This window comes from Arthrobacter sp. Soil_N43 (assembly GCF_057655195.1).
In genome coordinates this window covers 132,682-158,001 of the sequence record NZ_JBDGML010000123.1, presented here as the reverse complement: position 1 = coordinate 158,001, position 25,320 = coordinate 132,682, and the positions used below count along the sequence as shown (strand labels likewise).

General features: G+C 66.2%; 30 protein-coding genes. 13 read left to right on the top strand and 17 right to left on the bottom strand.

Annotation, left to right across the window (positions count from 1 at the left end):
- Positions 1-53 precede the first annotated feature (53 nt).
- Positions 54-203 (bottom strand): lmo0937 family membrane protein, encoded by a 150-nt coding sequence (locus AC3A3W_RS20260; protein ID WP_205653039.1) that lies wholly within the window; start codon positions 201-203, stop codon positions 54-56.
- A 102-nt stretch (positions 204-305) separates the two neighbouring features.
- The gene (locus AC3A3W_RS20255; RefSeq protein WP_205653038.1) at positions 306-1,226 is read right to left on the bottom strand and encodes a LysR family transcriptional regulator; all 921 of its coding nucleotides are present in this window, start codon (positions 1,224-1,226) and stop codon (positions 306-308) included.
- 217 nt (positions 1,227-1,443) lie between these two features.
- On the opposite strand from AC3A3W_RS20255, the gene AC3A3W_RS20250 reads away from it, so the two are divergent.
- A complete protein-coding gene (locus tag AC3A3W_RS20250) occupies positions 1,444-1,788 on the top strand; it encodes a CBU_0592 family membrane protein (protein ID WP_487444917.1) in 345 nt (114 codons plus the stop codon).
- A 93-nt stretch (positions 1,789-1,881) separates the two neighbouring features.
- Entirely contained in the window at positions 1,882-2,754 is an 873-nt protein-coding gene (locus AC3A3W_RS20245) for a GOLPH3/VPS74 family protein (protein WP_487444916.1), read from the top strand.
- 15 nt (positions 2,755-2,769) lie between these two features.
- Here the strand turns inward: AC3A3W_RS20245 and AC3A3W_RS20240 are convergent, their stop codons facing one another.
- The 4 genes from AC3A3W_RS20240 to AC3A3W_RS20225 all read right to left on the bottom strand — a co-directional run bounded on the left by AC3A3W_RS20240 (position 2,770) and on the right by AC3A3W_RS20225 (position 4,685).
- Positions 2,770-3,048 carry a CDGSH iron-sulfur domain-containing protein gene (locus AC3A3W_RS20240; RefSeq protein WP_487444915.1) on the bottom strand — a complete coding sequence of 93 codons (279 nt, stop codon included), beginning with the start codon at positions 3,046-3,048 and terminating at the stop codon, positions 2,770-2,772.
- Between the two features lie 10 nt (positions 3,049-3,058).
- Positions 3,059-4,114 carry an iron-containing redox enzyme family protein gene (locus AC3A3W_RS20235; RefSeq protein WP_487444914.1) on the bottom strand — a complete coding sequence of 352 codons (1,056 nt, stop codon included), beginning with the start codon at positions 4,112-4,114 and terminating at the stop codon, positions 3,059-3,061.
- 73 nt (positions 4,115-4,187) lie between these two features.
- Positions 4,188-4,427, bottom strand: a complete 240-nt coding sequence (locus tag AC3A3W_RS20230) for a hypothetical protein (RefSeq protein WP_487444913.1) — start codon at positions 4,425-4,427, stop codon at positions 4,188-4,190.
- Positions 4,428-4,430: 3 nt separating this feature from the next.
- Complete coding sequence (locus AC3A3W_RS20225; protein ID WP_487444912.1) at positions 4,431-4,685, bottom strand: hypothetical protein; 255 nt, start codon at positions 4,683-4,685, stop codon at positions 4,431-4,433.
- 311 nt (positions 4,686-4,996) lie between these two features.
- Here AC3A3W_RS20225 and AC3A3W_RS20220 point away from each other — a divergent pair, with 311 nt between their 5' ends.
- The 3 genes from AC3A3W_RS20220 (at position 4,997) to AC3A3W_RS20210 (ending at position 6,698) form a co-directional block, all read left to right on the top strand.
- Complete coding sequence (locus AC3A3W_RS20220) at positions 4,997-5,746, top strand: TetR/AcrR family transcriptional regulator C-terminal domain-containing protein (protein ID WP_487444911.1); 750 nt, start codon at positions 4,997-4,999, stop codon at positions 5,744-5,746.
- Positions 5,743-5,973 carry a zinc-ribbon domain-containing protein gene (locus AC3A3W_RS20215; protein WP_487444910.1) on the top strand — a complete coding sequence of 77 codons (231 nt, stop codon included), beginning with the start codon at positions 5,743-5,745 and terminating at the stop codon, positions 5,971-5,973. The genes AC3A3W_RS20220 and AC3A3W_RS20215 overlap by 4 nt, the downstream gene beginning before the upstream one ends.
- Before the next feature lie 65 nt (positions 5,974-6,038).
- Entirely contained in the window at positions 6,039-6,698 is a 660-nt protein-coding gene (locus tag AC3A3W_RS20210; RefSeq protein ID WP_487444909.1) for a cyclodeaminase/cyclohydrolase family protein, read from the top strand.
- Between the two features lie 20 nt (positions 6,699-6,718).
- On the opposite strand, the gene AC3A3W_RS20205 is transcribed toward AC3A3W_RS20210, so the two are convergent.
- Both AC3A3W_RS20205 and pdxR read right to left on the bottom strand, forming a co-directional pair.
- Entirely contained in the window at positions 6,719-7,303 is a 585-nt protein-coding gene (locus tag AC3A3W_RS20205; RefSeq protein WP_487444908.1) for a 5-formyltetrahydrofolate cyclo-ligase, read from the bottom strand.
- Between the two features lie 66 nt (positions 7,304-7,369).
- Positions 7,370-8,764: a MocR-like pyridoxine biosynthesis transcription factor PdxR gene (pdxR, locus tag AC3A3W_RS20200; RefSeq protein ID WP_487444907.1), complete on the bottom strand. Its 1,395-nt coding sequence runs from the start codon at positions 8,762-8,764 to the stop codon at positions 7,370-7,372.
- Between the two features lie 132 nt (positions 8,765-8,896).
- On the opposite strand from pdxR, the gene AC3A3W_RS20195 reads away from it, so the two are divergent.
- From AC3A3W_RS20195 to AC3A3W_RS20180, 4 genes are all read left to right on the top strand, one after another.
- Positions 8,897-9,784, top strand: a complete 888-nt coding sequence (locus AC3A3W_RS20195) for a dihydrodipicolinate synthase family protein (RefSeq protein ID WP_487444906.1) — start codon at positions 8,897-8,899, stop codon at positions 9,782-9,784.
- 7 nt (positions 9,785-9,791) lie between these two features.
- Positions 9,792-11,033 (top strand): MFS transporter, encoded by a 1,242-nt coding sequence (locus tag AC3A3W_RS20190; protein ID WP_487444905.1) that lies wholly within the window; start codon positions 9,792-9,794, stop codon positions 11,031-11,033.
- A 32-nt stretch (positions 11,034-11,065) separates the two neighbouring features.
- Positions 11,066-11,650, top strand: coding sequence for a histidine phosphatase family protein (locus AC3A3W_RS20185; RefSeq protein WP_487444904.1), 585 nt, complete (start codon positions 11,066-11,068; stop codon positions 11,648-11,650).
- A 154-nt stretch (positions 11,651-11,804) separates the two neighbouring features.
- A complete protein-coding gene (locus AC3A3W_RS20180; RefSeq protein WP_487444903.1) occupies positions 11,805-12,386 on the top strand; it encodes a TetR/AcrR family transcriptional regulator in 582 nt (193 codons plus the stop codon).
- A gap of 35 nt (positions 12,387-12,421) precedes the next feature.
- Here AC3A3W_RS20180 and AC3A3W_RS20175 read toward each other — a convergent pair whose 3' ends face one another.
- Together AC3A3W_RS20175 and AC3A3W_RS20170 are read right to left on the bottom strand one after the other, a co-directional pair.
- Positions 12,422-12,889: a DapH/DapD/GlmU-related protein gene (locus tag AC3A3W_RS20175; RefSeq protein WP_487444902.1), complete on the bottom strand. Its 468-nt coding sequence runs from the start codon at positions 12,887-12,889 to the stop codon at positions 12,422-12,424.
- Between the two features lie 165 nt (positions 12,890-13,054).
- Positions 13,055-14,911: a glycoside hydrolase family 15 protein gene (locus AC3A3W_RS20170; RefSeq protein WP_487444901.1), complete on the bottom strand. Its 1,857-nt coding sequence runs from the start codon at positions 14,909-14,911 to the stop codon at positions 13,055-13,057.
- A 161-nt stretch (positions 14,912-15,072) separates the two neighbouring features.
- Between AC3A3W_RS20170 and AC3A3W_RS20165 the strand changes: the two genes are divergently transcribed.
- Together AC3A3W_RS20165 and AC3A3W_RS20160 are read left to right on the top strand one after the other, a co-directional pair.
- Positions 15,073-15,375, top strand: a complete 303-nt coding sequence (locus AC3A3W_RS20165; protein WP_205653025.1) for a DUF4193 domain-containing protein — start codon at positions 15,073-15,075, stop codon at positions 15,373-15,375.
- A 46-nt stretch (positions 15,376-15,421) separates the two neighbouring features.
- Complete coding sequence (locus AC3A3W_RS20160) at positions 15,422-16,174, top strand: lytic transglycosylase domain-containing protein (protein ID WP_487444900.1); 753 nt, start codon at positions 15,422-15,424, stop codon at positions 16,172-16,174.
- An 89-nt stretch (positions 16,175-16,263) separates the two neighbouring features.
- Here the strand turns inward: AC3A3W_RS20160 and AC3A3W_RS20155 are convergent, their stop codons facing one another.
- The 7 genes from AC3A3W_RS20155 to AC3A3W_RS20125 form a co-directional block, all read right to left on the bottom strand.
- A complete protein-coding gene (locus AC3A3W_RS20155; RefSeq protein ID WP_487444899.1) occupies positions 16,264-16,794 on the bottom strand; it encodes a gluconokinase in 531 nt (176 codons plus the stop codon).
- Positions 16,794-17,105, bottom strand: coding sequence for a putative quinol monooxygenase (locus tag AC3A3W_RS20150; protein WP_487444898.1), 312 nt, complete (start codon positions 17,103-17,105; stop codon positions 16,794-16,796). Before AC3A3W_RS20150 ends, AC3A3W_RS20155 begins: the two co-directional genes overlap by 1 nt.
- Before the next feature lie 82 nt (positions 17,106-17,187).
- Positions 17,188-18,384 (bottom strand): ABC transporter ATP-binding protein, encoded by a 1,197-nt coding sequence (locus AC3A3W_RS20145; RefSeq protein ID WP_487444897.1) that lies wholly within the window; start codon positions 18,382-18,384, stop codon positions 17,188-17,190.
- A gap of 2 nt (positions 18,385-18,386) precedes the next feature.
- Positions 18,387-19,280 (bottom strand): carbohydrate ABC transporter permease, encoded by an 894-nt coding sequence (locus AC3A3W_RS20140; protein WP_487444896.1) that lies wholly within the window; start codon positions 19,278-19,280, stop codon positions 18,387-18,389.
- A 4-nt stretch (positions 19,281-19,284) separates the two neighbouring features.
- The gene (locus tag AC3A3W_RS20135) at positions 19,285-20,232 is read right to left on the bottom strand and encodes a carbohydrate ABC transporter permease (RefSeq protein WP_487444895.1); all 948 of its coding nucleotides are present in this window, start codon (positions 20,230-20,232) and stop codon (positions 19,285-19,287) included.
- Positions 20,233-20,258: 26 nt separating this feature from the next.
- Complete coding sequence (locus AC3A3W_RS20130) at positions 20,259-21,533, bottom strand: extracellular solute-binding protein (RefSeq protein ID WP_487444894.1); 1,275 nt, start codon at positions 21,531-21,533, stop codon at positions 20,259-20,261.
- Positions 21,530-22,882, bottom strand: coding sequence for an NAD(P)H-dependent oxidoreductase (locus AC3A3W_RS20125; RefSeq protein ID WP_487444893.1), 1,353 nt, complete (start codon positions 22,880-22,882; stop codon positions 21,530-21,532). The genes AC3A3W_RS20130 and AC3A3W_RS20125 overlap by 4 nt, the downstream gene beginning before the upstream one ends.
- Positions 22,883-23,096: 214 nt before the next feature.
- Between AC3A3W_RS20125 and AC3A3W_RS20120 the strand changes: the two genes are divergently transcribed.
- Positions 23,097-24,125 (top strand): substrate-binding domain-containing protein, encoded by a 1,029-nt coding sequence (locus tag AC3A3W_RS20120; protein ID WP_487444892.1) that lies wholly within the window; start codon positions 23,097-23,099, stop codon positions 24,123-24,125.
- Positions 24,126-24,315: 190 nt separating this feature from the next.
- Complete coding sequence (locus tag AC3A3W_RS20115; protein ID WP_487444891.1) at positions 24,316-25,236, top strand: NAD(P)-dependent oxidoreductase; 921 nt, start codon at positions 24,316-24,318, stop codon at positions 25,234-25,236.
- Positions 25,237-25,320 lie beyond the last annotated feature (84 nt).

Below are 25,320 nucleotides of genomic sequence, written 5' to 3'. Positions count from 1 at the left end.
GAGGGCCCGCCTATTCCACTCGGCGGTCTGCGGCCGCGGGGCAAGGTTTGGTACTACACGCGGGACGACCTGCCACGGATGAAGTGGAAGACCAGGACGACCACTGCAATAACCAAAAGCAGGTGAATCAACCCGCCGCCGATGTTGCCGAGCAGGCCGAGTAGCCAGAGAACGGCGATGATGACGGCTATCCAAAGCAACATGTGAGTCTCCTTCGTAAGGATCAGATAGCAGAAAATAGCCCCATCTGGCCTAATTGTCCAGAGAACTTTGGACAATTGGGAGACGCCGTTGGGTGAAGCCAGTCAGGTTGCCGACCGCGTGTCGAACGCCGCCGCCGATTCCCGCAGAAGGCGCGCGACTGTGTCCACGGGCATGCTGGCTGCCCGCCGCCGGTCGAACCGTCGCAGGACGATGCGCCGCGTGCCCAGTCCGGGGACGTCCAGAACATCCACCCCATCGTGGCTGACGCCGCTCAACGCCAAGGTGGGGATGATGGCGACACCCTCGCCCGCCGCGACGAGTGCCAGTGCGGTCAGCGTCTCCTGGTACTGATGCACAGTCTCTATGCGGGCACCGGTTGACTGACGGAGCCGGCCGAGGACCGCAGCATTGGCGGCTGAGGATTCGACGCCGATCCACGGAAGTGGCAGATGGCCAAGGTCGATGTTCTCCGTGGAGAGCAGGGCACCCGCGGGAACCACCAGTTTCCAGGGCTCGTCCAGCAGGGGCTCCTCGATCATTCCGGCGGAAAGTGAATGTTGGACAGCCGTGGAATCGAGTTCGACAACAACGGCGTCGAGCGCGCGCTGCCGGAGCATCCGAACCAAGGCAGGGAAGTCGTCTTCAACTATCCGGATCTGCAGTTGCGGGTACCGGATGCGCCACTCGGGCAGACGCGGGATCACCACCGTGCGGACAAAGCTGGTGAATCCGCCCACCCGCACCACCCCTGCGACCGTGGCCCCGCCCTCTATCCGGGCGCGGGCGACGCTGAGTGCGCGTTCGATCTCCTCGCCGGCTTCCGCAACGGCCAGGCCGGCGGGTGTCAAAACCGAGCCTTTGGGTGTGCGCACCACCAGAGCATGCCCCGTTTCGTCCTCCAGTTTGTTGAGCTGCTGGGACACGGCCGACGGCGTAATCCCCAGTTCGTCGGCCGCGGCGAGCACCCCGCCTGTGCGGGCAACGGCAAGGAGAACTCGCAGGCGGCGCGGATCGATATCCATGTTAAGTAGTTCTAAACCACATCTTCAGAGGAATGCAATTGCACTACAGGAGTGTCGTCCTCATAATTGCAGTTGAAAGCCAAACCCAGCTGAGCAGACGCTGGTCCCGCGATGACTGATCCCTTCGACAATGGCCTCTTCCAAAACACATACCTATAGCCCGCCATCTCCACTCCGCCCGGCGATTGGGAGCCGGGCTCACCCCTGAAAGGACATCATGGAACTGCTGTTTGAAATTTCCGGCTGGGCAGGCGCGGCTGCGATCCTCACTGCATACCTGGCTGTCTCCATGGGGTGGCTGAAGGCCGGCAAGGGCTTCCAGACCGCGAACCTCCTCGGTTCGTGTGCCTTCATTATCAATGGCGCCTTCCACGAAGCATGGCCGTCCGTGGTCACGAATATCGCGTGGTTCCTGATTTCCGCTGTCGCACTCGTTCGCATGCGGTCCACACAGGATTCGCCGGCGCCCGCCGCTGAGGCCCCGCCGGTGCAGTTTCCTGGTGTCCCCGAAACCGGCCAAATGGCCATCGTTGAAGCGCCTCGGGCCGCTCGCTTCACTTAAGACGACGACGGCGGGACGTCCCGCCGTCGCCCGCTCACCGTCCGTTAGCAAATCCTCATTGTGATGGCTGCCCAAGAGGGCCACCATGATCCTATGGATGCGGAAACACCTAAAGCGGTGGAACTGAGCCTTCCCCAGGCCTTCCTCCTTCTGGCAACGAACGACAAAGACGGAAAGCCTGAAGTGCCGGTGTTCGCACTCAGGACCACTCTGGCAGGGGCGATACTGGCCGAGCTGGCGATGCTCGGTGCGATCGAGCTGCAGGGGAAACACGTCAGGGCGACCGGGACCGTCCCGCAAACGGACTTCCAGCACGAACTGGAGCTCATCCGTGGCAAGTCGCGGCCCCACACTCCCAAGGCGTGGGTCGCGATTTTGGAGGGCCGTGCCGAAGTGCGGCGCGTCTACGAGGCGATGGTGTCACAGGGCATCGTGGAACATGTGGGCGAAAAGCACCTGGGCCGGTTCCGGGCCGTGCGGTACCCGAAGAAGGATCACGCTTCGGAGGAAGCGCTCCTGAAAAGGATCCAGGCCGCACTCGACAGTGCGCTCTCCAATCCCGAGGCGGCTGCGTCCAAGGCAGCCGAGGCGACCGGATCGGGGGCTGAGGCAGGGGCGGCTGAAGCAGGCGTGTCTGATGCGACGTGGGCTGATGTCGGGGCGTTTGATGCCGGGACCGCTGATGCTGCGCCACCCGACGTCGCGACGCCCGAGGCCACGACGCCTGCTCCCGAGACGCCAGCTCCCGAGACGCCAGCTCCCGCCATGCCTGCCGCTCAGACGCCTGATGCCAGGACCACAGCGTTGATCGCCCTGCTTCAGGCGGCCGGGCTGTTCGGCAAGCTCTTCCCGGAAGCTGACCGGAGCCGGGCCAGTGAGTTGTCGAGGGGCTATTGGCCGTCCCGCGCGGTGGAGGACGAACTTCGTCTCATCAGACTGGCGGAGGAAGAAGCCGCAACCTTGTGATCCTGCTTGGAATCGCTAGGCGCGGGAATTGCCGGTCTGCTGAGACTCCGGCGGCCCTGAGTCCTCCGGAGCGCCCGGCTGCTCGGTCCGGAACTTGATCATTTTGTGCGTGCCGTCGCAGTAGGGCTTGATCGCGGAGGCCCCGCACCGGCACAGGGCTACGGTCTGCCGTTGCCGCGGCACCGTTTCTCCTGACGGCGTGACGATGTCGAAGTCGCCACGGACCAGGATGGGTCCGTCGGGACAGAGGACGATCGAGCCGTTGCCGGATGGCTCCTGCTGGTCCTGATTCATGGGTGCTCCGTCACCGGCCGGCCGGGACAGCGGTCCGCAGGGAGGACCTGCCATTGGCCCAGGCGTCCATGATCAGGGAGGAAAGCCGCGCGTCGACCGCTAGGGCGGCCGTGGCACCGAAGAGAACGTCCCCGAGGAGTCCCGGTTCCGCCTCCACCAGGCCACCGGCGAGATCCCGTCCCGCGATTTGCTCGTGGACCGCGTCCGCTTCCACATGCTCGTCGAAGTATCCGGTCACCTTTGCGCCGAATCCGTGGCGCCGGAACCCCTGGCCGTACAGCTGGTTGGGCCGGGAGGACGTCATTTCGTAGATGGCCAGGTGTCCGGCGATGGCTCCGCGGAGCCTGCGGTTCAGGCCGAACAGGGACATCATGTTCACTGAGGCCAGGGAGAGCGCGGGGACGGTATCTACGTAGGCGCCAAAGTCGTCCTCGAGGCCCAGGCCGCGCATGGTCCGTGCAAAGAGGGCACTGTGCATCCGGTCCGGGCGGCCGCCGCCGTACTCGTCAGCCTGGATCTCCACGAGCGCTGCCTTGGCCCGTCCGGTCAGGCGGGGAATCGCCCAGGTGTGCGGGTCGGCTTCCTTGAGCTGATACATGGACTTGTGGATCAGGAACTCGTGGAGCTGTTCAAGGGTCGCCTTCCTGGCGACGTGGCGGGACATGCTTGGGCCGCTGTCCCGGGCGGCGAGGTCGAACAGGATGTCCGCCACGTCATCGCTGCTCAAGGTTTCCGCGCGAGGCAGGCTTGCCAGCGTGGCGCACTCGTGGGCCGCCGAGCGCAGGGATTGTTCGAACGGCGCCTCCAGCAAGTGGCGGACCCGGATCAGGTCCGGGTTCCATTCCCAGCGGTCATCAACACCGTCCAGGCCCCCGTAGTGAAGCTCGTAGAGGCAGAACAGGGCGAGCTGGAGGTCCTCGTCCTCAATGATGTCGCCGACGAGGCGCAGCTGCGCTGTGACCAGCTCGTGCAAGTGCTCCTGTGCAGCCGGGTCGGCCCCGGGCTGGCCGGAAAGGAGGCTGAGCAGCCCGGCGCTGACGGAGCCGCGCGGTTCAGGGGTCTTCATATTTCTCCTAGGCGGTGACCGGGGCAGGCATCGTGTGCCGGTGAATATAGTAAGCATGATTAGCATTTAAGTGCTAAGTAGCCGCACCTCGGGCCAGGACTGCAGCGACGAAGCCCACGGTGGTGGACAGCACCCGGGCGCCGCCGCATTGCGCACAATCGAAGGCCACGGCGAGGATTTCCCGTCGGCGGTCCATGACGGCGATGGAGTCCACGGCGAGGTGCAGGTCGGTATCGCACGTCGCACACCAGGGCAGCTTTCCCCTGGGCTGGTGAGCCTCCCGGGGGAGGTAGCTGCTGGCGAAGGTGCTCACTGATCAGACTAGGCCCGGGTAGCTGGCCATGATGTAGTCGGCGGCGGCCGGTCCCTTCATGCGGAGCCCGTTGTGTCCGGGATCGACGTGCTTCTTCTTCATGGCTGCCCAGAAGGCGGCTTCCGGCCGGGGCGCCCGCTGCTGCAGGAAGCACCAGCTGGTATAGAGGCCGTAGAAGCAGTCCCGCCCGAGTGTCGAATCGATTCCGTCGTCGGCGGTGGCTTCGTTGAGAAATTGGTCATACTGCGAAGTTGCCATGAGTGGCTCTTTTCCGCGGGGTGCGTTCTGTGCCGCCGTGAGGCTACAGCGGCCGAGGCTTCAACGCCTGCACTGGGGGTTGAAGCGGTCCCGGACTGCCGCAAGTCCGCGGGTCCGGATGGAGCATCGTGAAGGCAGTCCCGGCACAGCTGCCGCGGCGGGCGGCTGGGGACCTCCAAGGTCCGCAGCTTCGTGCCCGCTGCTAAAACCGGTGATATCTACAACGTAGACGTTACCCGTAGACTAGTCGGTAAGCAAGCATGCTTACTTTGACGAGCGGCAAGCCTGCTCGCCCCTAGGGAGGGAACCTCATGGTGCCCGTAGAGAACCCGGTGGCCCCCGCGGCGCCCGGCAAGAAGAAGCGCCTCAGCCGGGACGTGGTGCTCTCTGCCGCGTTGGAGCTGGTGGATGCAGAAGGGCTCGACGCACTGACCATGCGCCGGCTGGGCCAGGAACTCGGCCGGGACCCGATGAGCCTGTACCGCTATGCCGCCAACCGCGCCGCACTGCTGGACGGAGTCACGGAACTGGTCCTGAACGAGCTGGCGATCATTCCCGAGGACCCGGACTGGCAGGCACAGCTGCGGCGGATTGCCCACGACTTGCGACTGCTTGCGCTGCGGCACCCGAACGTCGTACCGCTGCTGGTGACCCGGCCGCTGTCCACGCCCCTGGGCCTGCGGCCGTTGGGGACCCTGCGTCCGCTGGAGCAAATCCTGTCCCTGCTGATCGATGCCGGGTTCAAGCCCCGCGACGCGCTGCATGTATACAGGGCCTACTACGGGTTCCTGTACGGTCACATCCTCAACGAACTGCAGGAATTCATCGTCGATCCCGAAGAAAACGAGGCCTTGCTCCGTCTTGGCCTGCACCGCCTGCCGGCGAGGGAGTTTCCGCGCCTCCGAGCCCTGGCTCCCGTTCTCGTCGACTACGACGGAGCGGCCGAACTGGACCACGGCCTGAGCATCCTGCTCTCCGGCCTGGCGGCGGGCCTCCCGTCCGCGGGCCACCCAACCACCGCGCAAGCGGCCTCGCTTTTATTCGAAAGGCACAAACAATGATTCTGCTCTTTGGCCTCAAGACCGTCCTGCGCCCGTTGCCGGGCCGGTCGGCCACATGCCAGTCCTGCGGGCTGTTCTTCCATCACCACCTCGAAGAGCGAGCCACCAAGTTCACGCTGTTCTTCATTCCCGTCTTCACCACCTCCCGGTCCTACCGCATCACCTGCTCGAACTGCGGGCAGATGTCAACCATCAGCTCCCGTCAGAAAAACGCGCTGGCCCGGTGAAACCGTGAACCACTCATCAGCGGGCTGTTCGGCGGGCGGGTCAACCAGAGGGCACACTGGGTGTCATGGCTGATTCTGAAGCGGTAACAACTCAAGGCTCGACGGTTGAGGATTGGACGCGGGCCCTGGCCGAGTCCATCGGTTCGCCAGGCGGAGGGGCCGGGGCGGGGCTGATGCTCGCCGTCGCCGCGTCATTGACCTCAATGGTGGCCGGGTACACGGAACCTGAGGAGCACCAGCGCGCGGAGCTCGCCGGTGTTCACGCGCGGGCGCGTGCACTCCGGGAAGCGGCCCTTCGGCTCGCCGATGAGGACGCGTCAGCATCCAAAGCGTTCGGGGCCGCGTTCCGGCTGGAACCCGGGCCGGAACGCGAGGACGCGATACACCGGGCATCCGTCGACGCTGCCAAGGCGTCCGCGCTGCTGGGCGAGCGGGCCATCGATGCCATTGGAGACTTGGGGTGGCTCGGTTCCAACGGCAACCCGGCGCTCATAGCCGATGTCGTCGTCGCGTTCGGTGCCCTCAGGGCAGCGGTGACAGGGGCGCGCACCAACGTGAGCTTCGATCTCGCGGCGCTCACCTCCGCGGGCACCACCCTCGAACGCGTCCGGGAAGAGCACCCGGACTTGTGGGCGACCGTCGAGCGCCTCAACGCCGCTCTTGACCGGATCGACGAACTGACGGCGGAGATAGACCACCGCGCCGCGCCAACCGACGTCGACTAACGCGGGGGAGTGTCCGCTGCTCAGAATTCGAGGATCCGGCGTGGGGTGACAACCCCGTCCACGGGCCGGTCGTGGCTTTCAGCCGGGACCGACTCGCGCAGCTCGTCGTCGTAGACAACCGCGAACACCGGAGGCTGTTCCTGCAGCGACGCCAGGGCCCGGTCAAAGTATCCGCGCCCCCACCCCATCCTCATCCCCGAACGGTCGATAGCGGCCGCAGGGATCAGCAGCAGGTCAACAGTCTGGAACACGCTGGGATCCACAACGTCCCCCACCATCTCAGAGATGCCGAACAGGCCGAGCTGTTCGGTCCCGCCGCGGGCATGCACCCAGTCCAGAAGCCCGTCCGGCCTGCTCAGCGGAACGAGGACGTCGACGCCGTTGGCGGCGGCCCAGCTCAGGAACGGCCGCGTGTTCGGTTCGTCCGCACCCGACAGGTAGCAGGCCACCAAGGCGGGCGCACGGTGACGCACCAGGGCGGTCAGATTCGCCGTCAGGCCTGCGGTCGCCGTCTCCCGCTCGCTCGCCGGTCGAGTCCGACGGCGGCGGCGAACCTCCGCGCGCAACGTACCTTTCGCATCCCTCACCAAAGCGTCCGAATCCATTCCACGACACTAGCTTTAGTTCCGGCGGCGTGCACCGTCGTCAGGATCCGCTGGCCGCAATCTCTCTCACGCCTCATCCAGCAGGCCTGCAATGACATCAAGGGCGGTGGTGAGCTGCAGGTCGGTCGGAGCGCCGTAACCGATCACCAGTCCATTCGCCGGCGGGCGGTCTGCATAGTAACCAGCAAGGGGAACGACGCGGACACCCTGCTGGAGGGCCTCGGCCGAGAGTGCGGCGGCGTCCTTTCCCTGAAAGCGGATGACTGCATGAAGGCCGCCGTCGAGAGCCCCAAGTTCGACGTCTTCCCGGTTCCCGAGCCGCTCAATAAGCAGGGCTCTGCGGTGTGCGTACTCGCGGCGGGCCCGCGTAATGTGCCGCGACAGCCCGCCGCCCTGGATGTAGTGGGCAAGCGCGGACTGGAGTACGCCGGGGACCGGGGTGTCCAGGGATTCGCGCATGGCTTTCAGCCTGCGCCCTGATTCGCCCCGGACCACCAGGTAGCCGCACCGCAGCCACGGGCTGAGGGTCTTGGAGAAACTCCCCAGCAGGGCAACGTCCGCTTTCGACGGAAGCGAGGCGACGGCCGGCAGGGGCATCCTGCGGTGACGAAATTCGCTGTCATAGTCGTCTTCGAGGACGAGCACATTGTGATCCGCCGCCCACTTCAGGAGCCCCAGCCGTTCCTGGACAGGCATTCGGCCGCCAAGGGGATACTGGTGGCTGGGCGTGATCAACACGGCGTCCGGCAGCCGCGAAAGCGATGCCAGCTGCGCCGCCCGCAATCCGTCGCCGTCGACCGGCACGGTTTCCACCGCCGCTCCGGCAGCGGACATGACTCGTCTTGCGGTTGGATACCCGGGGTCTTCAACCACAATCCGCGGCCGGTCACCCCCGCCCCGAAGCGTTGCCACAGCGAGGTGTAATGCGTCGCTGGTCCCGGCCGTGACGATGACGTTCTCCGCGTCGACCGCAAGGCCCCTGGACACGGCCAGGTGCCCTGCCAAGGCTTCCCGCAAGGCAGCTGTTCCCAGCGGCGGCGGCAAGTGTGTGGTGCCCGGTTCGGATACCGCCCTGCGCCATGCGTGCCGCCACTCCCGGTCCTTGAAGGGCGTGCCGGAAGGCCGTCCGGGCGTGAGATCAATAACGGGCGTGGCGTCCTGGCCGCCGGATGCAGGACGTTCCTCGGGCGCAGGGCTTTGAACGTCGGGGCGGATCACCACCCGCGTGCCACTGGCCCCTTGGCTTTCGAGGAAGCCTTCCCCAGCCAACTGCTCAAAGGCGCGGACCACCACGCCCCGCGAAATCCCGAGTTCGGAAGCCAACCTGCGCGTCGCCGGAAGGGTGTGGTCTGGCCGAAGAACGCCGTTAAGGATGGCGCTGCGCAGTTGGCCTGCCAGCTGCGCAGCAAGGGGAGACGGACTGTCCCGGTCAAGCACGAGGGGAATCTCAGCTTCTCCCACTTGGACCTCCTGAATTGATTCTTCTTGGATCTACTGTAGGACCAAAGGCCTTGGCACGATGAACCGGTAAGCAAAATGCAGAGGCCGCCCACCCGCTTGGTTGGGCGCGCCCCCGGACGAAAGAAGGATGCCGTGTTCAGCGGGCTTTGCGCGTTCCCCCTCACGCCCATTCGTGAGAACCACATCGATTTGAAGGCTGTTGCCCTGCTGGTATCGCGTGCAGCGCGGGCAGGCGTGGACTCCCTTGGAGTGCTCGGCTCCACGGGGAACTATGCCTATTTGTCGCGGGAGGAGCGGCGCAGCGTCCTCGAGGCATCTGTTGACGCCGCCGACGGTGTTCCCGTTCTCGCCGGTGTGGGCGCCGTGCGCACACGGGACGTGCTTGCGCACGTGGACGACGCGCAGACAGCGGGGGCATCGGCCCTGCTTCTGGCTCCGGTCTCCTACCAACGATTGACGGAAAACGAGGTCTTCGGCTTGTACGCGGCCGTCGCAGAGGCATCTTCCGTGCCCATCGTTGTCTACGACAACCCTGCCACCACCGGATTTACCTTCACCGACGAACTGCTTGCACGCATTGCCGAGATTCCGGCGACCGCGTCGATCAAGATCCCGCCTCCGCAGCCGGGCCAGGCTTCTGAAAGGCTCCGGGAACTGCGTTCGGTGCTGCCGGAAGGAACGTCCGTGGGCGTCAGCGGCGACTGGGCCGCTGCCGAATCGCTGCTTGCCGGCTGTGATGTTTGGTACTCGGTGATTGCGGGTGTGCTTCCCGAGGCGGCAAAGATAATTTTGGGCCATGCCTTGGCGGGCCATGGGGCTCCGGCGCGGGAAGCCTCGGCGAGCCTCGAACCGGTGTGGTCGCTCTTCCGCGCCTACGGCAGCCTGCGTGTCACCACGGCGATCGCTGAGGACCTAGGGCTGATCTCGTCGCCAAGCCTGCCGTTGCCCCTTCAGGGCCTGGACAGGGAGGGCCGCCTGAAAGTGACCGACGCGATTCGCCGCTGCGGATTGGAGGCATGAACTCCACATGCGCTCTCCACGGATCGACTCTCCCGAAACCGCCCCGGCGGGCGCAGCGGAAGTCCCGCAGGTACGCGGCGGGCTGGCCCGTTACGTCGTCGCAGCCACCCTGGCTAGGAGCGCGGACGGGGGTGCGGTTGTTGCCATCGTCCTGCTGGTGACCACCAGCGGTTCGCCCGGTTGGGTGGCCGGTCTTTTGGGCGCCTGCATCACTGCTCCCCACCTGTTCGGCCCCTTTGTTGCCCGATGCCTTGATACTGCCCGGGACGGCCGAACCGTGATTTCACTGGCCTGCATGGCTCATGGTGTGACCCTCGCCGCGGCGGTGCTCGTCTATCCGGTGGCCTGGCCTGCCGTCACGGGGATACTGCTGGTGGCCTCCGGGCTGGTGGGCCCGCTGCTGACCGGCGGAATCAGCAGCAGGCTGCCGGCGATCGCGGGCCCGGAGAGATCCAGCCAGCGCCGGGCACAGGGATGGGACGTGGCCACCTACGGCATTGGCGGCACGATCGGACCCTCTGTCGTTGCTTTGGCCTCGGCCTGGGCGGGTCCGGCGGTGGCGGCCCTGCTCCTGGCCGGAGCCACTTTTGCCGCCGCGGCCGTCATCGGGCTCCTCCCATATTCCCCGCCGGCCGCTGTCGCGTCGGACGTTCCGCGCCCCGCGCAGACACTGGGAGTGATGTTCTCGACCGGTCCCTTGCGCCGGACGCTCTACATGACGGTCATCGTCGCCTTGTCCGTGGCGGTGCTGCCCGTCACCGCCGTTGCCTCCACGGGCGATCTTGGCGTTGCACCGGCCGCGGCCGCGGCCATCACGGCTGCCTATGGGCTGGGCGGCCTGGCCGGTTCGGCAGGGGTGATGATCCGGCCGCTGCGAGCGGACGGCGACCGCCTCATGACGTGGCTTGCCGCCGGGGTAGGTGCCGCGCTCGTCGCGGCGGCCTTCGCAGGAAACTTCCCTGCCGCCGTCGTGACCTATGCCACCGCCGGGATCCTGAACTCGTACTTTTTCGCCGCGACCCTGGCCGCACGCAGCGAATACGCACCGCCGGAGGCCCGGGGCCAGGTATTCGTCTGGGTTGGAGCCCTCAAGATCACCGCCGGCTCAGCAGGAACTGCGCTGGCCGGCGCTGTCGTCTCCCACGCCACTCAGCTGCCTCTGTTCCTGGCCGTGGCCGCCATCCTGGCCGCTGTCGGAGCGTCGGTCCTGGACCGCGGCAGGGAGAGAGCAATGAGTGGCCCTGGCTGAACGGGCCGCCGCCGTAGCGGAGAATGGAAAGCATGACCCTTACGACGTTCGCCCTTGTCCGCCATGGCCAGACCGACTGGAATGCGCAGCGCCGGCTGCAGGGATCCACCGACATTCCGCTTAACGACGTCGGCCGCGGCCAGGCGCGTGACGCCGTCGCCGTCCTGTCCGGCTACCAATGGGACGCGATCGTGTCCTCCCCGCTGAGCCGTGCGGCGGAAACCGCCGATCTGATTGCTGCCGGGCTGGGAGGCAGCGTGGCCCGGCGGGTGCCCGAGCTCGCCGAGCGCAGCTTCGGGCCGGCGGAGGGCCTTCAGGATGGCCCCGAACTGGACGCGCTGCGCATCCCCGGTGGTTTCCGCGGTGCCGAAAGCGAGGAGGCGGCGGCCAGCCGCGGGCTGGCATCGCTGGAAGCGCTGGCAGAGGAGTTCCGCGGCCGCCGTGTGCTGGTCGTCGCCCATGGCACACTCATCCGGGTAAGCCTTAGCCGCGCCATCGGCCGCACTCTGCAGAGCATCGATAACGCCGTGCTCAACCTCGCCCACCACCATGCCGTCGATGGCTGGCAGCTGGAGTACTTCAACGGCGAGCGGGTAGTAGCCGCAGTCCAGAGCTGACCGGCACCGTTCCGGCGGCGATGAGCGTAGGGTGGACTGTATAGCCATAAGCAGGCTTAGCTTCATGCGGTGACCGCAAACGCAAGGCATCGCACTCCATCAGAACGCAGCGGACGCCGCGGGCGGACCTGTGCACCACCCGGCAGGGGTGAAAGTGAGCAACGTGAGTGACGCCCGGAACAGCGGCATACGGGACCGCATCCTTCAGACCGCCTCGGACCTCTTCTATGTCGACGGCCTGCACGGCGTGGGCGTCAACAGGATCATCGAGGAGGCTGGTGTCGCCAAATCGACCTTCTACCGATACTTCCCCACGAAGGAGCTTCTCGTCCTGGCCTACCTCGACGAGATGGACAGGCTATGGACCATGGCGCTGCGGCAGGCGGCGGGGCCGGATCCCATGCCCTCGGCCGAACGCCTGGTGGGCATGTTTGACGCGTTGCTCTGGGACGGGCATCCCGAGGAATACCGGGGCGCCGCGTTCCTGAAGGCTTCTGCCGAGGCCGGCACCGGAAGCGTCGTGCAACTCAGGGTTTCTGAGCACAGGGCCGGGGTCCTGGAGTGGATCCGTCGCATGTCCCGGCAGACAGGCGCCGCCGACCCGGACGAGCTTGCCAGAATGCTGACCCTCCTTCTCGAAGGGGCGCAGGCGCTCGGCATGGACACCCTGGACCCCGATACCCCGCGCCTGGCCCAAGCTGCCGCACGCCAAATTGTTCATGAGGCCGTTTCGTAGGCCACGGTGACACTCGCCGTGGCCTTGGACCCGGCTTACGCCGCGCTTCGCTTCGGCCGTTTGTGGCCGGCCTGAGCGCGTGCCGAAGGCGCGCTCGCCGGAGGGGGTGGAACCGGCGTGTTGGCTGCCGCGATGAGGCCGCCTTCAGGAACCGTGCTGTCGGCGTGCAGCCGGACGCCGTCCCCGATCTGGGCGCGGGCACCGATGCGCGAGTGGCTCCCGATGCGGACCCGGTCGCCGAGAACAGCCCCAGGGCCCACGTAGACTGCGTCGCCGATGACGGCGTGGTCGCCGATCTGCGCCTTCCGGTCGATCCAACTGCCGGACCCGATGCGGCATCCGGAGCCAACCCGGGCGCCGGCCTCGACATAGGTGGCGGGCCCGATGACCGATGTCGTGCCCACCTTCGCGCCCCGGCCAATGAGGCCACCGCCGTTCGTGTGGCGGCGGTAGGTGACGACGTTGCCGGCGTTGTCCTCGACAAATTCTATGGTGTTGCGCATTCCCTTCCTGTTCCTCAGCATGCCCGCCATTCCGGACAGGGCAGTCGCCGGACTGGGCAGTCGACGAAATTACGTCGTTGAAGTTAACGCTTCAGTAGGGCTCTATGTTCCGGCGGCAACCGGGACTGTCGCCTGAACGGACCGGCGCTCCGAGAGGGTTAATGCTTACGAGTGGGGCCGGCCTTTTGCGGCCCGGCGCTCGGCCTTCAGCAGCCGCAGCCCGCTGGCAAGGACGCCCACGTGGCTGAACGCCTGCGGGAAATTCCCGAGGAATTCCCCGGTATCCGGGTGGATCTGCTCCGGCAGCAATCCCAGCGGGTTCGCCCGGCTGCAAAGCGATTCGTACAGTTCATGGGCCTCTTCCACCCGTCCTTGGCCGGCCAGGTTGTCCACCAGCCAGAAGCTGCAGAGCAGGAACGCGCCCTCGTGGCCGGGGAGCCCGTCGGGAGAAACTTCCGGCAGGTAGCGGAACAGCAGGCCGTTTCCGGCGTCGAGCTCGGCGGCGATGGCAGTGGCAGTAGACACCATCCGCGGATCATCGAAATCAATCACATTTCGAACGGGAAGCGTGAGCAGGGACGCGTCCAGCCCCCCGCTCCCGCCCAGGTGCTCGGTGAACGTGCGCCTCTGGGCATCCCAGGACTGGTTCAGGGCAGCCTGCCGGATTGCCTTGGCGGTTGCCTCCCAGCGGCGCTTTGGGTACGGGAGCCCGTCCTTGCGTGCGATCTGGATCGCGCGGTCAATGGCGACGTGGCACAGCGCCGCCGAGTATGTGAAGGGGCGGCCGGCATCTCGGATTTCCCACGGACCGGAGTCCGGGAGGCCCCACTTCGTAATGGCCATTTCAACGATCGGCGTCAGCGCAGCCCAGAGCCGACTGTCCACACGCTTGCCGCTGCCCGACCACTGGTAGGCGATGTCGATGATTTCGCCATACACATCGTGCTGGAGCTGGTGGCGCGCGCCGTTTCCCCACCGGACCGGGGCCGATCCGCGGTATCCCCGCAATTGGGGGTCCTGCACTTCGTCGGGCGGCTGGGATCCGTCCAGGGCGTACATCACGTGCGGCACGCCGTCCCGTTCCACGTTGGTGAGGACCCAGGCGAGGAACACGTCCGCGTCGCTCGGGTCGCCGATGCGCCGCAAGACATAGTTCGAGAATGAAGCGTCACGAACCCACGTGTACCGGTAATCCCAGTTTCGCGGCGTGCCCGGCCATTCCGGCAGGGACGACGTCGCGGCCGCCAGAATGGCGCCGGTCTCCGCGTGGTCCAGCATCTTCAAGGTGAAGGCCGAGCGCTTCATCAGCTCCGCCTGGGATCCTTCACAGTCCAGGCTGGAAGCCCAGCGGCGCCAGGCATAGACCGTCTGGTCGATAAGCTTCTTGGTCTCCGGGTGCTGACGGAGTCGGAACCGCCCTGCCCAGTGCAGGACCATGGTCAGTGTTTCTCCCGCCCGGAGCGTGAGGGCCGCAGACAGTCCGCGCCCGTCCGGCCGGAGCTCCACGGAAGACCACAGATAGACCTCCTGCATTCCGTCCTGCCGCCAGTCGAACCTCCAGCCGGTGGCCAGCGCATCGAAGGTGACGCCGGTCTTTGGGACCAGGCTGATGCGGATCTGGACATCCCCGCCCACGGCCCTCGCGTGCCGCAGCAGCTCCGAGCGGCCCGCCGGCACGGGCTCCGACAGGTCGGCGCCTGAGCGCAGGGTGAGGGCATCGGTTACCTGGAGCATGCCGCGGTCGGACACGAGCGACGTCACCAGCACGCAGGAATCCTCGGTGTAGCGCTGGAAGGTCGCCAGCGTGTTAACCGGGGCGATTTCGAAACGGCCGCCGTACTCCGCGTCGAGAATCCCGGCTAGGAACGGAGGGCTGTCGAATTCGGGGAGGCAGAGCCACGTGATGGCCCCGTCACGCCCCACCAACGCACAGGTTGACCCGTCGCCGATAAGTCCATGGTCTTCGATGGGAAGATATCCGTCCCGGCTAACCACCGCGCGCGCATGCGCAGCAGTCATCATGACTGCACACTCCTTTGGGTCCTGCTCAGTCTTCTACTAGGATTCTCTCGCCGCCCCGCTCCATACGCCAAGTCCCTTGGGGGCCGCGTGGCAGGGAATGCCGTGCGATGGTGTAAGTTGCATTCCTGTCAGACACCAAACCTTGAAATGAGAACACCTACGTGGCAACCGATTACGACGAAGTCCGATCCGACGTCCGGGAATCGCAGGATAACTCCCTGCAGGCCCTGCACTCCGCCAACGCTCCCGACGCCCGCAGTGTTGTCCGTGAGCTGGATGAAGCTGATGGCCTGGACGACGGGGCCGTCCCGGGCGGAGAGTTCGTCGCCGAAGAACTGGTGGTGCAGGTCATTCCCCAGGCAGTGGACGAATTCACCTGTTACTCATGTTTCCTGGTCCGGCACCGCTCCCAGATCGCCAAGGAAAAGAACGGTCACGCGTTCTGCGTTGACTGCGAAGGCTAAGGCCTTGCTGCGGCCCTGGACGTCCGCGGGCTGGCTCGGCTAGTCCGTGCTCCGGCTGAAACGCCTCGCAGTCCTCGCCATTTTCGCGTTCTGCATCGTCACCGGTTTCACGTTCTGGGCGCTCCGCGTGTCCGGCGCGGAGACCGGCGGGGCCACCCCGCCACCGCCCAGGTCGGAGGCGAAACTCGAAGTGCTCTCAACAGGCAGCACCCCTGCCGTGAACATCACCCCGGGCATCTTTGACGCCCAGTGGCTGGGCCGGACTGCGGAGCGGACCGAGATACCGGTCCGCGCCCTGCGGGCCTACGCGGCCGCGGCCGGCGCGGCGAACGCCGCCGCCCCGACGTGCCGGATCGGCTGGAACACGGTGGCGGCCGTTGGCTACGTCGAATCGGCCCACGGAACCCACGGCGGCGGAAGCCTGACTGCCGCCGGGCAGGCGAGCCGGCCGATCATCGGCCCCAGCCTCAACGGCGACGGCTTCGCCGCCATCCCTGACACAGACGACGGCGCCCTGGACGGCGACGCCCACTGGGACCACGCCGTCGGACCCATGCAGTTCATTCCCTCCACCTGGCAGTTGGCCGGGCGGGACGGGAACGGCGACGGACAAGCGGACCCGCTCAACATCGACGACGCCGCCCTCAGCGCCGCCTCGTACCTGTGCAGCGGCCGTGACCTCACCACCGCTCAGGGCTGGACCGAGGCCGTCTACGCCTACAACCAGTCTGATTCCTACGTGGCCCAAGTGCGCGAGCAGGCCAACCGCTACGCCGCACAGTCAGGCCCGGTCGGATAGCGTCACGGTGCTTGCACTGGCTCTGCTGTCCGGGGAACGGCACCAAACATAAAAGAACGACGGCGGGAGGTCCCGCCGTCGTTCTCGGGCTACAGGTCCGCGTAGTGCCGCGCCCCCGTGCCCTCACTTGCCAGGTGGGCGCATATTCGGTCGACGATTGACCCGATGCCTCCTTCCGAGGTGAGGCACAGCCCGGCTTCGTCTTTTTCCAGGGGTTCGAGGGTTTCGAGTTGCGAGGCCAAGAGGGACGCAGGCATGAAGTGTCCTGGGCGCCTGGTCAGCCGTTCCTGAAGCACGGCGGGGTCCGCATTCAGGAGGATGAACCGGGTTGAGGGTTCCGCCGCGCGGATGGCGTCCCGGTACACCCGCTTGAGGGCGGAGCACGCAACGACGCCGCCATTTTGCCGCGTGGCCGCGAGCTCGGCGCCAACGAGATGGAGCCAGGGCCACCGGTCCTCGTCGGTCAGTGGAATGCCTGCAGTCATTTTTTCGACGTTGGCAGGCGGGTGCAGGGAATCTGCGTCCATGAACGCAGCACCGAGGCGGGCGGCCAGCGCTTCCCCGACGGCGGACTTGCCGGCGCCCGAGACGCCCATGACCACGATCGGGTGGTGGCTCACTACAGGGCGCCCTGGTGCGAAGTGCCGGCGGGGATCGGCACCAGGCGGGTGACTTCCACTGGCTTTTCCAGGAGTCCCTCGAGCGAGGCGTTGAGCCGCTTGACGGCGTCGCCCTCGCCGTGGGCGTCCAGCAGCTCCGTGGATTCCCATTTCTCAATCATCATGATCTGGCCGCCGGGCGATTCATGGATGGCGTACAGCAGACAGCCGGGCTCTTCGTGTACTTCGGCAATGGCGGGGGAGAGCGCGGCGACGACCTGGTCGTAGCTGCCGTTTTTGGGGGTGAATTCTGCGGTGACAATGATGGTCATCGGTGTTTATTCCTTGGGTGTGAAATGGGATCAGAAAGGGGTTGAAGTGCCAGAGTACGGCTGGCTTCCGAGGTGTCGCAGGTTAGCCACGCAGGGGCAGCATTCCGGCATCTGAGATCTGGTCGGATGAGGCGAGGTTCACGCCGGTATCGCTGTCGAAGTAGCTGGCCATTCTGGCCTCGAGTGATACCGTGCACTCGTCGCCCGCCATCAGGCGGGTCTGCCCCGTCTGACGGATCCAGATGAGGTCGTCCTGGTTGAGCTCCCACAGTTTCAGGTCCAGCGCCGGGTCCGGCTGGACGCCGATCAGGGTGTCCGCGCCGAGGTCTTCGATTCTCCGGACTGTTCCCGCGAGACCGGTCCGGCCGACGTCGGCGGAGACCGTGAGGTGTTCCGGACGCAGGCCCAGGGTTACGGTGCCGGTCCTGAGTTCAAGCCCTTCGGGCGCCGGGAGCCGCAGCCCGCCGAGTGCCGGGTACCCGTCGGCCACGGCCGCCGTCATGAGGTTCATGGGCGGGCTGCCGATAAACCGGGCGACGTACGTGTTGGCGGGGTGCGTGTAGATCTCCTGCGGGGTGGCGTGCTGCTGCACGATGCCGTTGTGGAGAATGACGATTTGGGTGGCCATGGTCATGGCCTCGACCTGGTCGTGGGTGACGTAGACGAAGGTCTTCCCGGTCAGCTTGTGCAGCCGGACGATTTCGCCGCGCAACTCGGCACGGAGCTTGGCGTCGAGGTTGGACAGCGGCTCGTCCAGGAGGAACATGGAAGGGTTGCGGATCAGGGCGCGTGCCAGGGCCACGCGCTGGCGCTGGCCTCCGGAGAGTCCTCCGGGCTTGCGGTTCGCGTACTGGTCCAGCTCGAGCATGGACGAGACGCCGGCCACCTGCTCGGCGATCTCCTTGGACGAGCCGAAGATGCGGCGTGCGATCGCGCTGATGCCCGGGATGTGGTGCCAGGCCTTGAATTTGTCCAGGGCCAGGGGGAAGGCAATGTTTTCGCGGACGGTGAGGTGGGGGTAGAGCGCGTAGGACTGGAAGACGAAGGCGACGTCCCGTTCGCGCGGGCTTTGGCGGTTCACGCGGAGGTTGTCGAAGATGACGTCGCCTGCGCTGGCGTCGGTGAGCCCGGCGATAATGCGGAGCAGGGTCGATTTTCCGGATCCCGACGCGCCGAGCAGGACCAGGAATTCCCCGTTGTCGACGTCGGCGCTGAAGTCGTGGATGACCTGGGTGTCCCCGAAGCGCTTGCTGATGTTGCGTAGTGAGAGCTTTGCCATGATCAACCTTTGACTGAGCCGGCCGTGAGGCCCGAGACGATACGACGTTGGACGAGGAGGAAGAAGATCAGTGCCGGGAGGGTGAACAGCAGGGCTGCGGCCATGACGGAGTTCAGCGAGGTGAGGTACTGCCCGATGAAGGAGGCCAGGCCCACGGACGCCGGCCAGAGGTCGCGTTCGGCGATGAACGTCTTGGCGAGCAGGAATTCGTTCCACCCGTCGAAGAAGTTGATGACGGCGGCCGCGGCGATGCTGGGAAGAATCAGGGGAGTGAGGACGAGCGACAGAATGGTGACGCGGGGGCACCCGTCGACGGCGGCGGCCTCCTCGATCTCGTACGGGATCGCGTCGATGGCTCCCTTGATGATCCAGACGCTCACGGGCATGGTGAAGGCAACGTTGGCGAGGATCAGGCCGCCCATTCCGTTGAGGAGGCCCAGCGACGCGAAGAGGGCGTAGATGGGCACGACGAGCAGTGCCTCGGGCAGCATCTGGGTGGCGAACAGCAGGAACCCTGCGGCGCCCTTGCCGTGGAACTTGAATCGCGACAGTGCATAGCCGGCCAGGACCGCAAAGATGAGGGAGAGCAGCGTGGTTCCGCCGGCGATGACCATGGAGTTGGTGAGCCACTTGAAGATGGGGACGCTGCCGATGACGTCGCCGAGATCCGCGAGCCGTTCCCAGTGCGGCCACCAGCCCTGGGCCTGGCCGTACAGTTCGGAGTCCTGGCTGAGGGCGGTGTTCAGCATCCAGTAAAGCGGGAAGCCTGAGAACAGAACCAGGGCGGCCAGCATGAGGTAGCGGACGGGCTTGCTGAAGTTTCGCGTGCCCGGTGCCTTCAGCCGGCGCTTGTGCGCGGCCGTGCGGAGGACTGGGGGTGCTTCATTCGTGGTCATTGTGCTAGGCCTCCTTGGCGGCGTTGCGCCGTTCCATCATGAAGTAGACAACCGTGACGAGCAGGGACAGGACCAGGCCGAGGGCACCGATTGCTGCCGCGCGTCCCAGTTCCTGGTTGCTGAAGGCCTGCCGGTAGACGTTGACCACCAGGGTGTTGGTGCTGTCCACGGGGCCGCCGCCGGTCAGGAGGTAGATGATCTCGAAGCGGCGGATGGACCAGATGGTCATGAGCAGCGTGACGACCCTGACGGTGGGGGCGATGTGCGGCCACGTGACGGCCTTGAAGGTTTCCAGCGCCCCGGCGCCGTCCATGCGGGTGGCCTCGTAGAGTTCGCTGGGGATGGACTGGAGGGAGGCCAGCACCACGAGCATGACGAGGGGCATCACCTTCCAGACGGAGGTCAGGACGACGGCGGCCATGCCGTACTTTGGATCGACGAGCCAGCCCTGCTGGCCTACGCCAAGGACTCCGACCACTTCGTTCAGGACACCGTCGGAGCGGTTGAAGATCCAGCTGAAGATGAGGGCGGTGGCCACCGTGGGGACCGCCCAGGGCAGGGTGATGATGGCCCGGACGATGGTGCGTCCCTTGAAGGCCTGGTTCAGGAGCAGGGCCGATCCTGCGCCGATGGCCACCGCGAAGATGACCGTTGCGGCCGTGTACAGGATGGTGGCGCCGAGCGAGTTGTAGAACTGGGGACTGCTGAGCAGCCGGGAGTAGTTCTCCAGCCCCACGCCGGTGCCGCCGTCGGGCCTGACGAGCGGGGTCTTGGTGAAGCTGAGCTGAATACCCTGCACCACCGGGATGATCATGAAGATGATCAGGTAGATGACCGCCGGGCCGATATAGATGTACGGCGAGATCCTCTGCCACATGTGGTGTTTGGAGGGGGCATCCTGGATCTGGGTCGGTGCCACGGCGGGCGGGGAGATCGAAGTTCGGAGCGTCATTGCCCGGGTCCTTTGCATTGGTTCACTCAGCCAAGGAGCTGAGTTACTTGTTTCTGTGCGGTGGAGAGCGCCGCCGCGGCGTCACCACCGTCTACGAGGTAGCGTTCCACCTGCGTCATGACTTCGCGCATGATGGCTTTGGTCTGGGCCTCATAGCCCTTGATGAGCGGGCTCCTCGATTCCGCGGCCAGGTCGATGAACGATTTCGCCCACGGATTGGCTGCGGCGTAGTCGGGCGCCAGCGGGACGTCGGTGGCAAGCGTGGAAGGGCCCATGGCCTTCCGGAGTGCCGCCTGGCCCGCGTCGGAGCCCACCCAGCCGACGAAGTCGACCGCCAGGTTCTTGTTCTTGCCGTAACCGTTGACCGCCAGCACAATCTCCTGGTGCGCGGACGGCTTGGGGAGCGGGATGCGGTCGGCAAAACCGATGTCGGCCGATTTGAGCGTCTTCGAGGACCGCAGGATGCCGGCCACTGTGGACGAGACGTCGATCATCATCCCGAGGCGGCCCTCGCGGAACTTCGTGCGCATCGTTGACGCGTCGTCGCCGATCGGCATGGCACCCGAGCGGTAGATTTCGCCGAACGCCTCAACGCCGGCGATGTTCTCAGCGGAGTCGATGGTCGGGCGTGACCCGTCCGACCAGGATCCGCCGTGCCCGTAGGTCCACACATCGAAGTCCATGAACCAGGAATCGAATTCCGTCATCTGGTGGCGGACCCCGAACCCGTCCAGTCCCGTGGCGGAACGGATCTGGGTGGCGGCCGAGATCAGCTCCGGGACGTTGGTGGGCGGGGTTACCTTGGCCTTCTCCAGGATGTTGCGGTTCCAGAAGAAGTTCCAGTTCAGCCGTTCCCAGGTGATTCCGTACTGCACGCCGTTGACCAGCCCGGACTCGTTCGTGTGGTTGAACGGCCTGCCCTTGTGCGAGGAGATGACGGAGGTGAGCGGGGCCAGAATTCCGGCGTCGGCCAGGGGGTAGAAGTTGACGTCCTGAACGACGAAGACGTCGGGTCCGCCCTTGCCGCCGAGCTCGGTGTTGAGCTTGTCCGCGAAGGAAAGGAAGGGGGTGGTGCTCTGGGCCAGGCTCGCGGAGGGGTTGGCTTGCTTGTAGGCCTGGATGGCCTGCCACATCGCCTCGCCGCGGCCCGGCTCGAGCCACTGCCAGCTGCCAAACTTCAGGGTGCCTCCGGCCGATGCGGCACGGTTCGGATCGATTCCCGGGCTGGCGCCGCAGCCGGCCAGGGCCATGCTGGCGGCGGCAGCCCCGGCAAACCCGAGAAAATTGCGCCGGTCCATCATGTCGCGGGCACCACTTCGAGGGCGAGGGCCTCCGTCTCGCGCCGCAGCTTCAGGGCTTCTTCGAGGGAGGTGTCGATTTCCACGTCGTCCCAGCCGACGATTCCGCCTTCGGGCACGTCGTTGACGAGCTTGACGTGGTGGGCCATTGCGACGGGAAGGGCGCGGTCCCGGACCGACTTTTCGGCGGAGATCAGTTTGCCCCAGACCGTGAAGCCGCCCTCGCCGTCCAGGATTTCCCCGGCGTGCAGGTCCTTCTTGGCACAGGCGACGACGTCGGCGTGGAAGCCTTCCGGCGCGCCGGTGGCCACACCGCGAAGCACGGCGTTGGCGATGGAGACGTTGAGTTCCAGTCCGACGTAGTGGTACGGGCGGTAGAGCGCGGCGTACTGGCCGGTGGGGTCCGGGTGCCAGGGGTATTCCTGGAAGCAGCCGGAGACGTAGTTGTTGGTGGCCTTGACGACGACGAAGACGCCTTCCTGGGTGTTGTGGGGGATCCAGTCCCCGTCCCGGGTCACGCTCGACATGACGTCGACGCTGCCGGCGTTGGCGAGCACGCCGCCGTCGGCCGCGGGACGGCAGATCGTGGCGATCTCTTCCACGTCGCCGGGCGTGAACGTCAGTCCTTCATCGGACGGGCGCAGGCCCGCCGCGTTGGCCACGGCCGCCATTTCAATGGCGGCTTTGGTGCCGTCACGGAAGGAGGTGTGCATGTAGGGGTTGAGCTGGCCGGAGTCTGTCAGTTCCTTGGAGAATTCCCAGTTCTCCCACACGTTGTCCGGGTTCATCTGGTGGTAGTGCGACAGGTACTTGGCGCCCTTGCCTGCGCAGACGACATCAAAGCCGGACGTCCTCGCCCAGTCGACGAGTTCCCAGATCAGCGCGGGCTGGTCGCCGTAGGCCAGGGAATATACGACGCCGGCCTCCCGGGCCCTCTTGGCCAGGGCCGGGCCGGCGAGGGCGTCCGCCTCGACGGTGACCATGATGATGTGCTTTCCCGTCTCGATGGCGCGGAGCGCGTGGTTGATGCCCACGATCGGGTTGCCGGTGGCCTCAACGATGATGTCCAGTTCGGTGTCGAACAGGACGGACGCGTCGGTCACGACGGTGGTGGCCCGCGCGGCAATGGCCGTCTCGATGTCGTCGACGAAGGCTTCCTCGGGCCAGTCGACCAGCTTCAGAGCGCCCTTGGCGCGCTCGGCGTTGATATCGGCGATGGCGACGACGTGGATGCCGGGGATGTTGCGGGCCTGTGCCAGGTACATCGTGCCGAACCGTCCGGCACCGATCAGCCCCACGCGGATCGGGCGGCCCTCGGCCTCGCGTTGGGTCAGAAGTTTGTGCAGGTTCATAACTACCTTTCAGTGGGTGCGGCTCCATCCCGAATGGACGGCCGGAAAACTTGGGGTCCGCCGCAGCGTTGCGGTAGACAACCGGCTTCGAAGTAAACATAATGGAACCGGTTACACTTTTATGTCATACCTGCTCGGCGAGGTCAATACCCTAGTCTGAAAAAGTTCCTGCCGGAGGTCCCGGGGAGCCGCAGTAGCCGATTGAGGAGTACACGTGCAGAAGCAGCCGACCATCCGCGATGTTGCCGCGGCTGCGGGGGTGTCCGTCGCCGTCGTCTCCCGCGTCCTCAACCCGGGCTCGGGACCGGTGGCGGCCGCGACCCGGGGGCGGGTCAGTGACGTCATGGAAAACCTTGGGTACCACCCCCGCACGGCGGCCAGGGAACTGAAGCACGGCCCGCCCACCACGCTGGGGCTGCTCCTGGCTGACGTCTCCAACCCCTTCTTTGCGCGGCTGGCGGACCAGGTGGTCCAGGAGGCGCACTCGCGCGGCATCCAGGTGCTGCTCATGACGACGCAGGAGGACGACCAGCTGGAATCGGAGCGCCTCTCCACGCTCATTGAGCGCCGGGTCAGCGGGATCATCGCCACTCCCACCGGGAACAACCTGGAGACGTGGAAAAAGCTCCAGGACATGGGGACGGACGTGGTCTTTGTGGACCGCTCGATCCCGTCACTGCCGGCGGTCGACGTCGTCACCATCAACAACACTGAGTCGGCGCGGTCTGCCACGGCGCTGCTGGCTGCGCATGGGCACCGACGCATCGCCATAATCTCAGGCCCGGCGTCCTCGACGACCGGTCGGGACAGGATTGCAGGCTATCGCGCAGCCCTGGATGCCGCCGGACTGGAGCAGGACGAACTCCTCATCCGCTCCGCCGCCTTCCGGGGAGCCGCCGGCGGCGACGCCACGACGGCACTGCTCAGCCTGGAGGACCCGCCCACTGCCCTGGTGGTGGCCAACACTGCCCAGGTGACGGCCGTGCTCCGGCGCCTGGCGCATGCCGGGGTTTCGATTCCGGAGGAACTGTCGGTCATCGTGTTCGAGGATTCCCCCTGGACGGAACTCATGACCCCGCCCCTGACGATCGTCCGGCAGCCGATCGATCTGCTGGCAAGGCACTCCGTGCGGCTGGCCCTGTCAAACCCAAGCGGCAAGACCTCCGGAAAGCCGACGGTGGTCCGGGTGGATGCCGAACTCATCGAGCGCTCCAGTGTGGCCCGGCCGAAGCCGCGCACGTAGGTTTCTCCGGCATTCCCGCTCGGCTGCCTCCGTGTGCGCATCCGCAGGACACTGATTTACACCCGGCAACCCGTGTGGTACAAAAAGTGTACCGGTTCCACTCTGTTTCCACTCGCACCGAATACCGGCCGCCTCGCCGCGCGCGGACTCCTGCCCGGTCGCCGGCCGCCTCGAACTTAAGGACTTGATCATGACGGAAACCACGCGACGCTCGCTCGCCGTTCTGGGACTCGGACCGATGGGCGGCCCCATGGCCCGCCGGCTTCTGGAGTTCGACGACGGTCTCGTCGTCTGGAACCGGACCTCCGCGAAAGCGGAACCCCTGGTTGCGCTGGGTGCACGCGCCGCTGCATCACCGGCCGACGCCGCGTCCGACGTCGTTCTCACGGTGCTGCCCGATCTGGAGCAGGTTGAATCGCTGCTGCCGGGACAGGACGGACTGCTGTCCGGATGGGGGGCCAAGGGCATCACCCGGCCCATCCTCGTGGTTCACGGGACAGTGTCACCGATCGCCGTCGCGGCCTTTGCGGAACGTTTGCTCCGCGCGCACGGGGTGACGGTCCTTGACGCGCCGGTCAGCGGCGGCACCGTCGGGGCGGAGCAGGGAACCCTCAGCATCATGGTCGGCGGCGACGAGGACGCGGTGCTGTCTATGGAGCCCGTCCTCCGGGCCATGGGCACCACCATCCGGTATATGGGCCCGAGCGGCTCAGGGGCTCTCGCCAAGGCCTGCAACCAGATTGTTGTCGCCGCAACCGTGACCGCAGTCTCTGAAGCCATGCTCTTGGCCCGCGGCGGAGGCCTGGACCTGGCAGTGATGCTCGAGCTGCTGCAGGGCGGGCTGGCTGATTCCGCTGTCCTCCGGCAAAAGGGCCAGCGGTGGATCAACAGCGACTTCGCCGGCGGCGGCAGCGCCCAGAACCAGCTCAAAGACCTCAGATTCATCCTGGACGCGGCAGCCACGGAAGGCCTTGAACTGCCGCTGAGCAGCACCGTGAGGGGCCTGTTCGACGAGATGGTCGCCCAAGGCGACGGAGCCCTCGACCACACGGGCATCGAGCGCACCCTCGCCCGGCGCTCCAGGGTGTCGGCCGGACCGTCCACACTGTGACCGGCAAAGCGGACGCCGGCGGGAATCCCGCCGTCGTCCGCTTTGCGGGGATCCGGGACTGAGCACTGTGCGCCGGAAGCGCCC

Bases quoted from the DNA above. Each gene is read 5' to 3' on its own strand.
- AC3A3W_RS20240 (WP_487444915.1), bottom strand. From the start codon at position 3,048: ATGAATCAGGACCAGCAGGAGCCATCCGGCAACGGCTCGATCGTCCTC.
- AC3A3W_RS20210 (WP_487444909.1), top strand. From the start codon at position 6,039: ATGGCTGATTCTGAAGCGGTAACAACTCAAGGCTCGACGGTTGAGGAT.
- AC3A3W_RS20130 (WP_487444894.1), bottom strand. From the start codon at position 21,533: ATGATGGACCGGCGCAATTTTCTCGGGTTTGCCGGGGCTGCCGCCGCC.
- AC3A3W_RS20235 (WP_487444914.1), bottom strand. From the start codon at position 4,114: ATGAAGACCCCTGAACCGCGCGGCTCCGTCAGCGCCGGGCTGCTCAGC.
- AC3A3W_RS20255 (WP_205653038.1), bottom strand. From the start codon at position 1,226: ATGGATATCGATCCGCGCCGCCTGCGAGTTCTCCTTGCCGTTGCCCGC.
- AC3A3W_RS20145 (WP_487444897.1), bottom strand. From the start codon at position 18,384: ATGGCAAAGCTCTCACTACGCAACATCAGCAAGCGCTTCGGGGACACC.
- AC3A3W_RS20225 (WP_487444912.1), bottom strand. From the start codon at position 4,685: ATGGCAACTTCGCAGTATGACCAATTTCTCAACGAAGCCACCGCCGAC.
- AC3A3W_RS20190 (WP_487444905.1), top strand. From the start codon at position 9,792: ATGCGCTCTCCACGGATCGACTCTCCCGAAACCGCCCCGGCGGGCGCA.
- AC3A3W_RS20250 (WP_487444917.1), top strand. From the start codon at position 1,444: ATGGAACTGCTGTTTGAAATTTCCGGCTGGGCAGGCGCGGCTGCGATC.
- AC3A3W_RS20170 (WP_487444901.1), bottom strand. From the start codon at position 14,911: ATGATGACTGCTGCGCATGCGCGCGCGGTGGTTAGCCGGGACGGATAT.
- AC3A3W_RS20140 (WP_487444896.1), bottom strand. From the start codon at position 19,280: ATGACCACGAATGAAGCACCCCCAGTCCTCCGCACGGCCGCGCACAAG.
- AC3A3W_RS20115 (WP_487444891.1), top strand. From the start codon at position 24,316: ATGACGGAAACCACGCGACGCTCGCTCGCCGTTCTGGGACTCGGACCG.
- AC3A3W_RS20125 (WP_487444893.1), bottom strand. From the start codon at position 22,882: ATGAACCTGCACAAACTTCTGACCCAACGCGAGGCCGAGGGCCGCCCG.
- AC3A3W_RS20175 (WP_487444902.1), bottom strand. From the start codon at position 12,889: ATGCGCAACACCATAGAATTTGTCGAGGACAACGCCGGCAACGTCGTC.
- AC3A3W_RS20185 (WP_487444904.1), top strand. From the start codon at position 11,066: ATGACCCTTACGACGTTCGCCCTTGTCCGCCATGGCCAGACCGACTGG.
- AC3A3W_RS20260 (WP_205653039.1), bottom strand. From the start codon at position 203: ATGTTGCTTTGGATAGCCGTCATCATCGCCGTTCTCTGGCTACTCGGC.
- AC3A3W_RS20220 (WP_487444911.1), top strand. From the start codon at position 4,997: ATGGTGCCCGTAGAGAACCCGGTGGCCCCCGCGGCGCCCGGCAAGAAG.
- AC3A3W_RS20245 (WP_487444916.1), top strand. From the start codon at position 1,882: ATGGATGCGGAAACACCTAAAGCGGTGGAACTGAGCCTTCCCCAGGCC.
- AC3A3W_RS20150 (WP_487444898.1), bottom strand. From the start codon at position 17,105: ATGACCATCATTGTCACCGCAGAATTCACCCCCAAAAACGGCAGCTAC.
- AC3A3W_RS20135 (WP_487444895.1), bottom strand. From the start codon at position 20,232: ATGACGCTCCGAACTTCGATCTCCCCGCCCGCCGTGGCACCGACCCAG.
- AC3A3W_RS20205 (WP_487444908.1), bottom strand. From the start codon at position 7,303: ATGGATTCGGACGCTTTGGTGAGGGATGCGAAAGGTACGTTGCGCGCG.
- AC3A3W_RS20215 (WP_487444910.1), top strand. From the start codon at position 5,743: ATGATTCTGCTCTTTGGCCTCAAGACCGTCCTGCGCCCGTTGCCGGGC.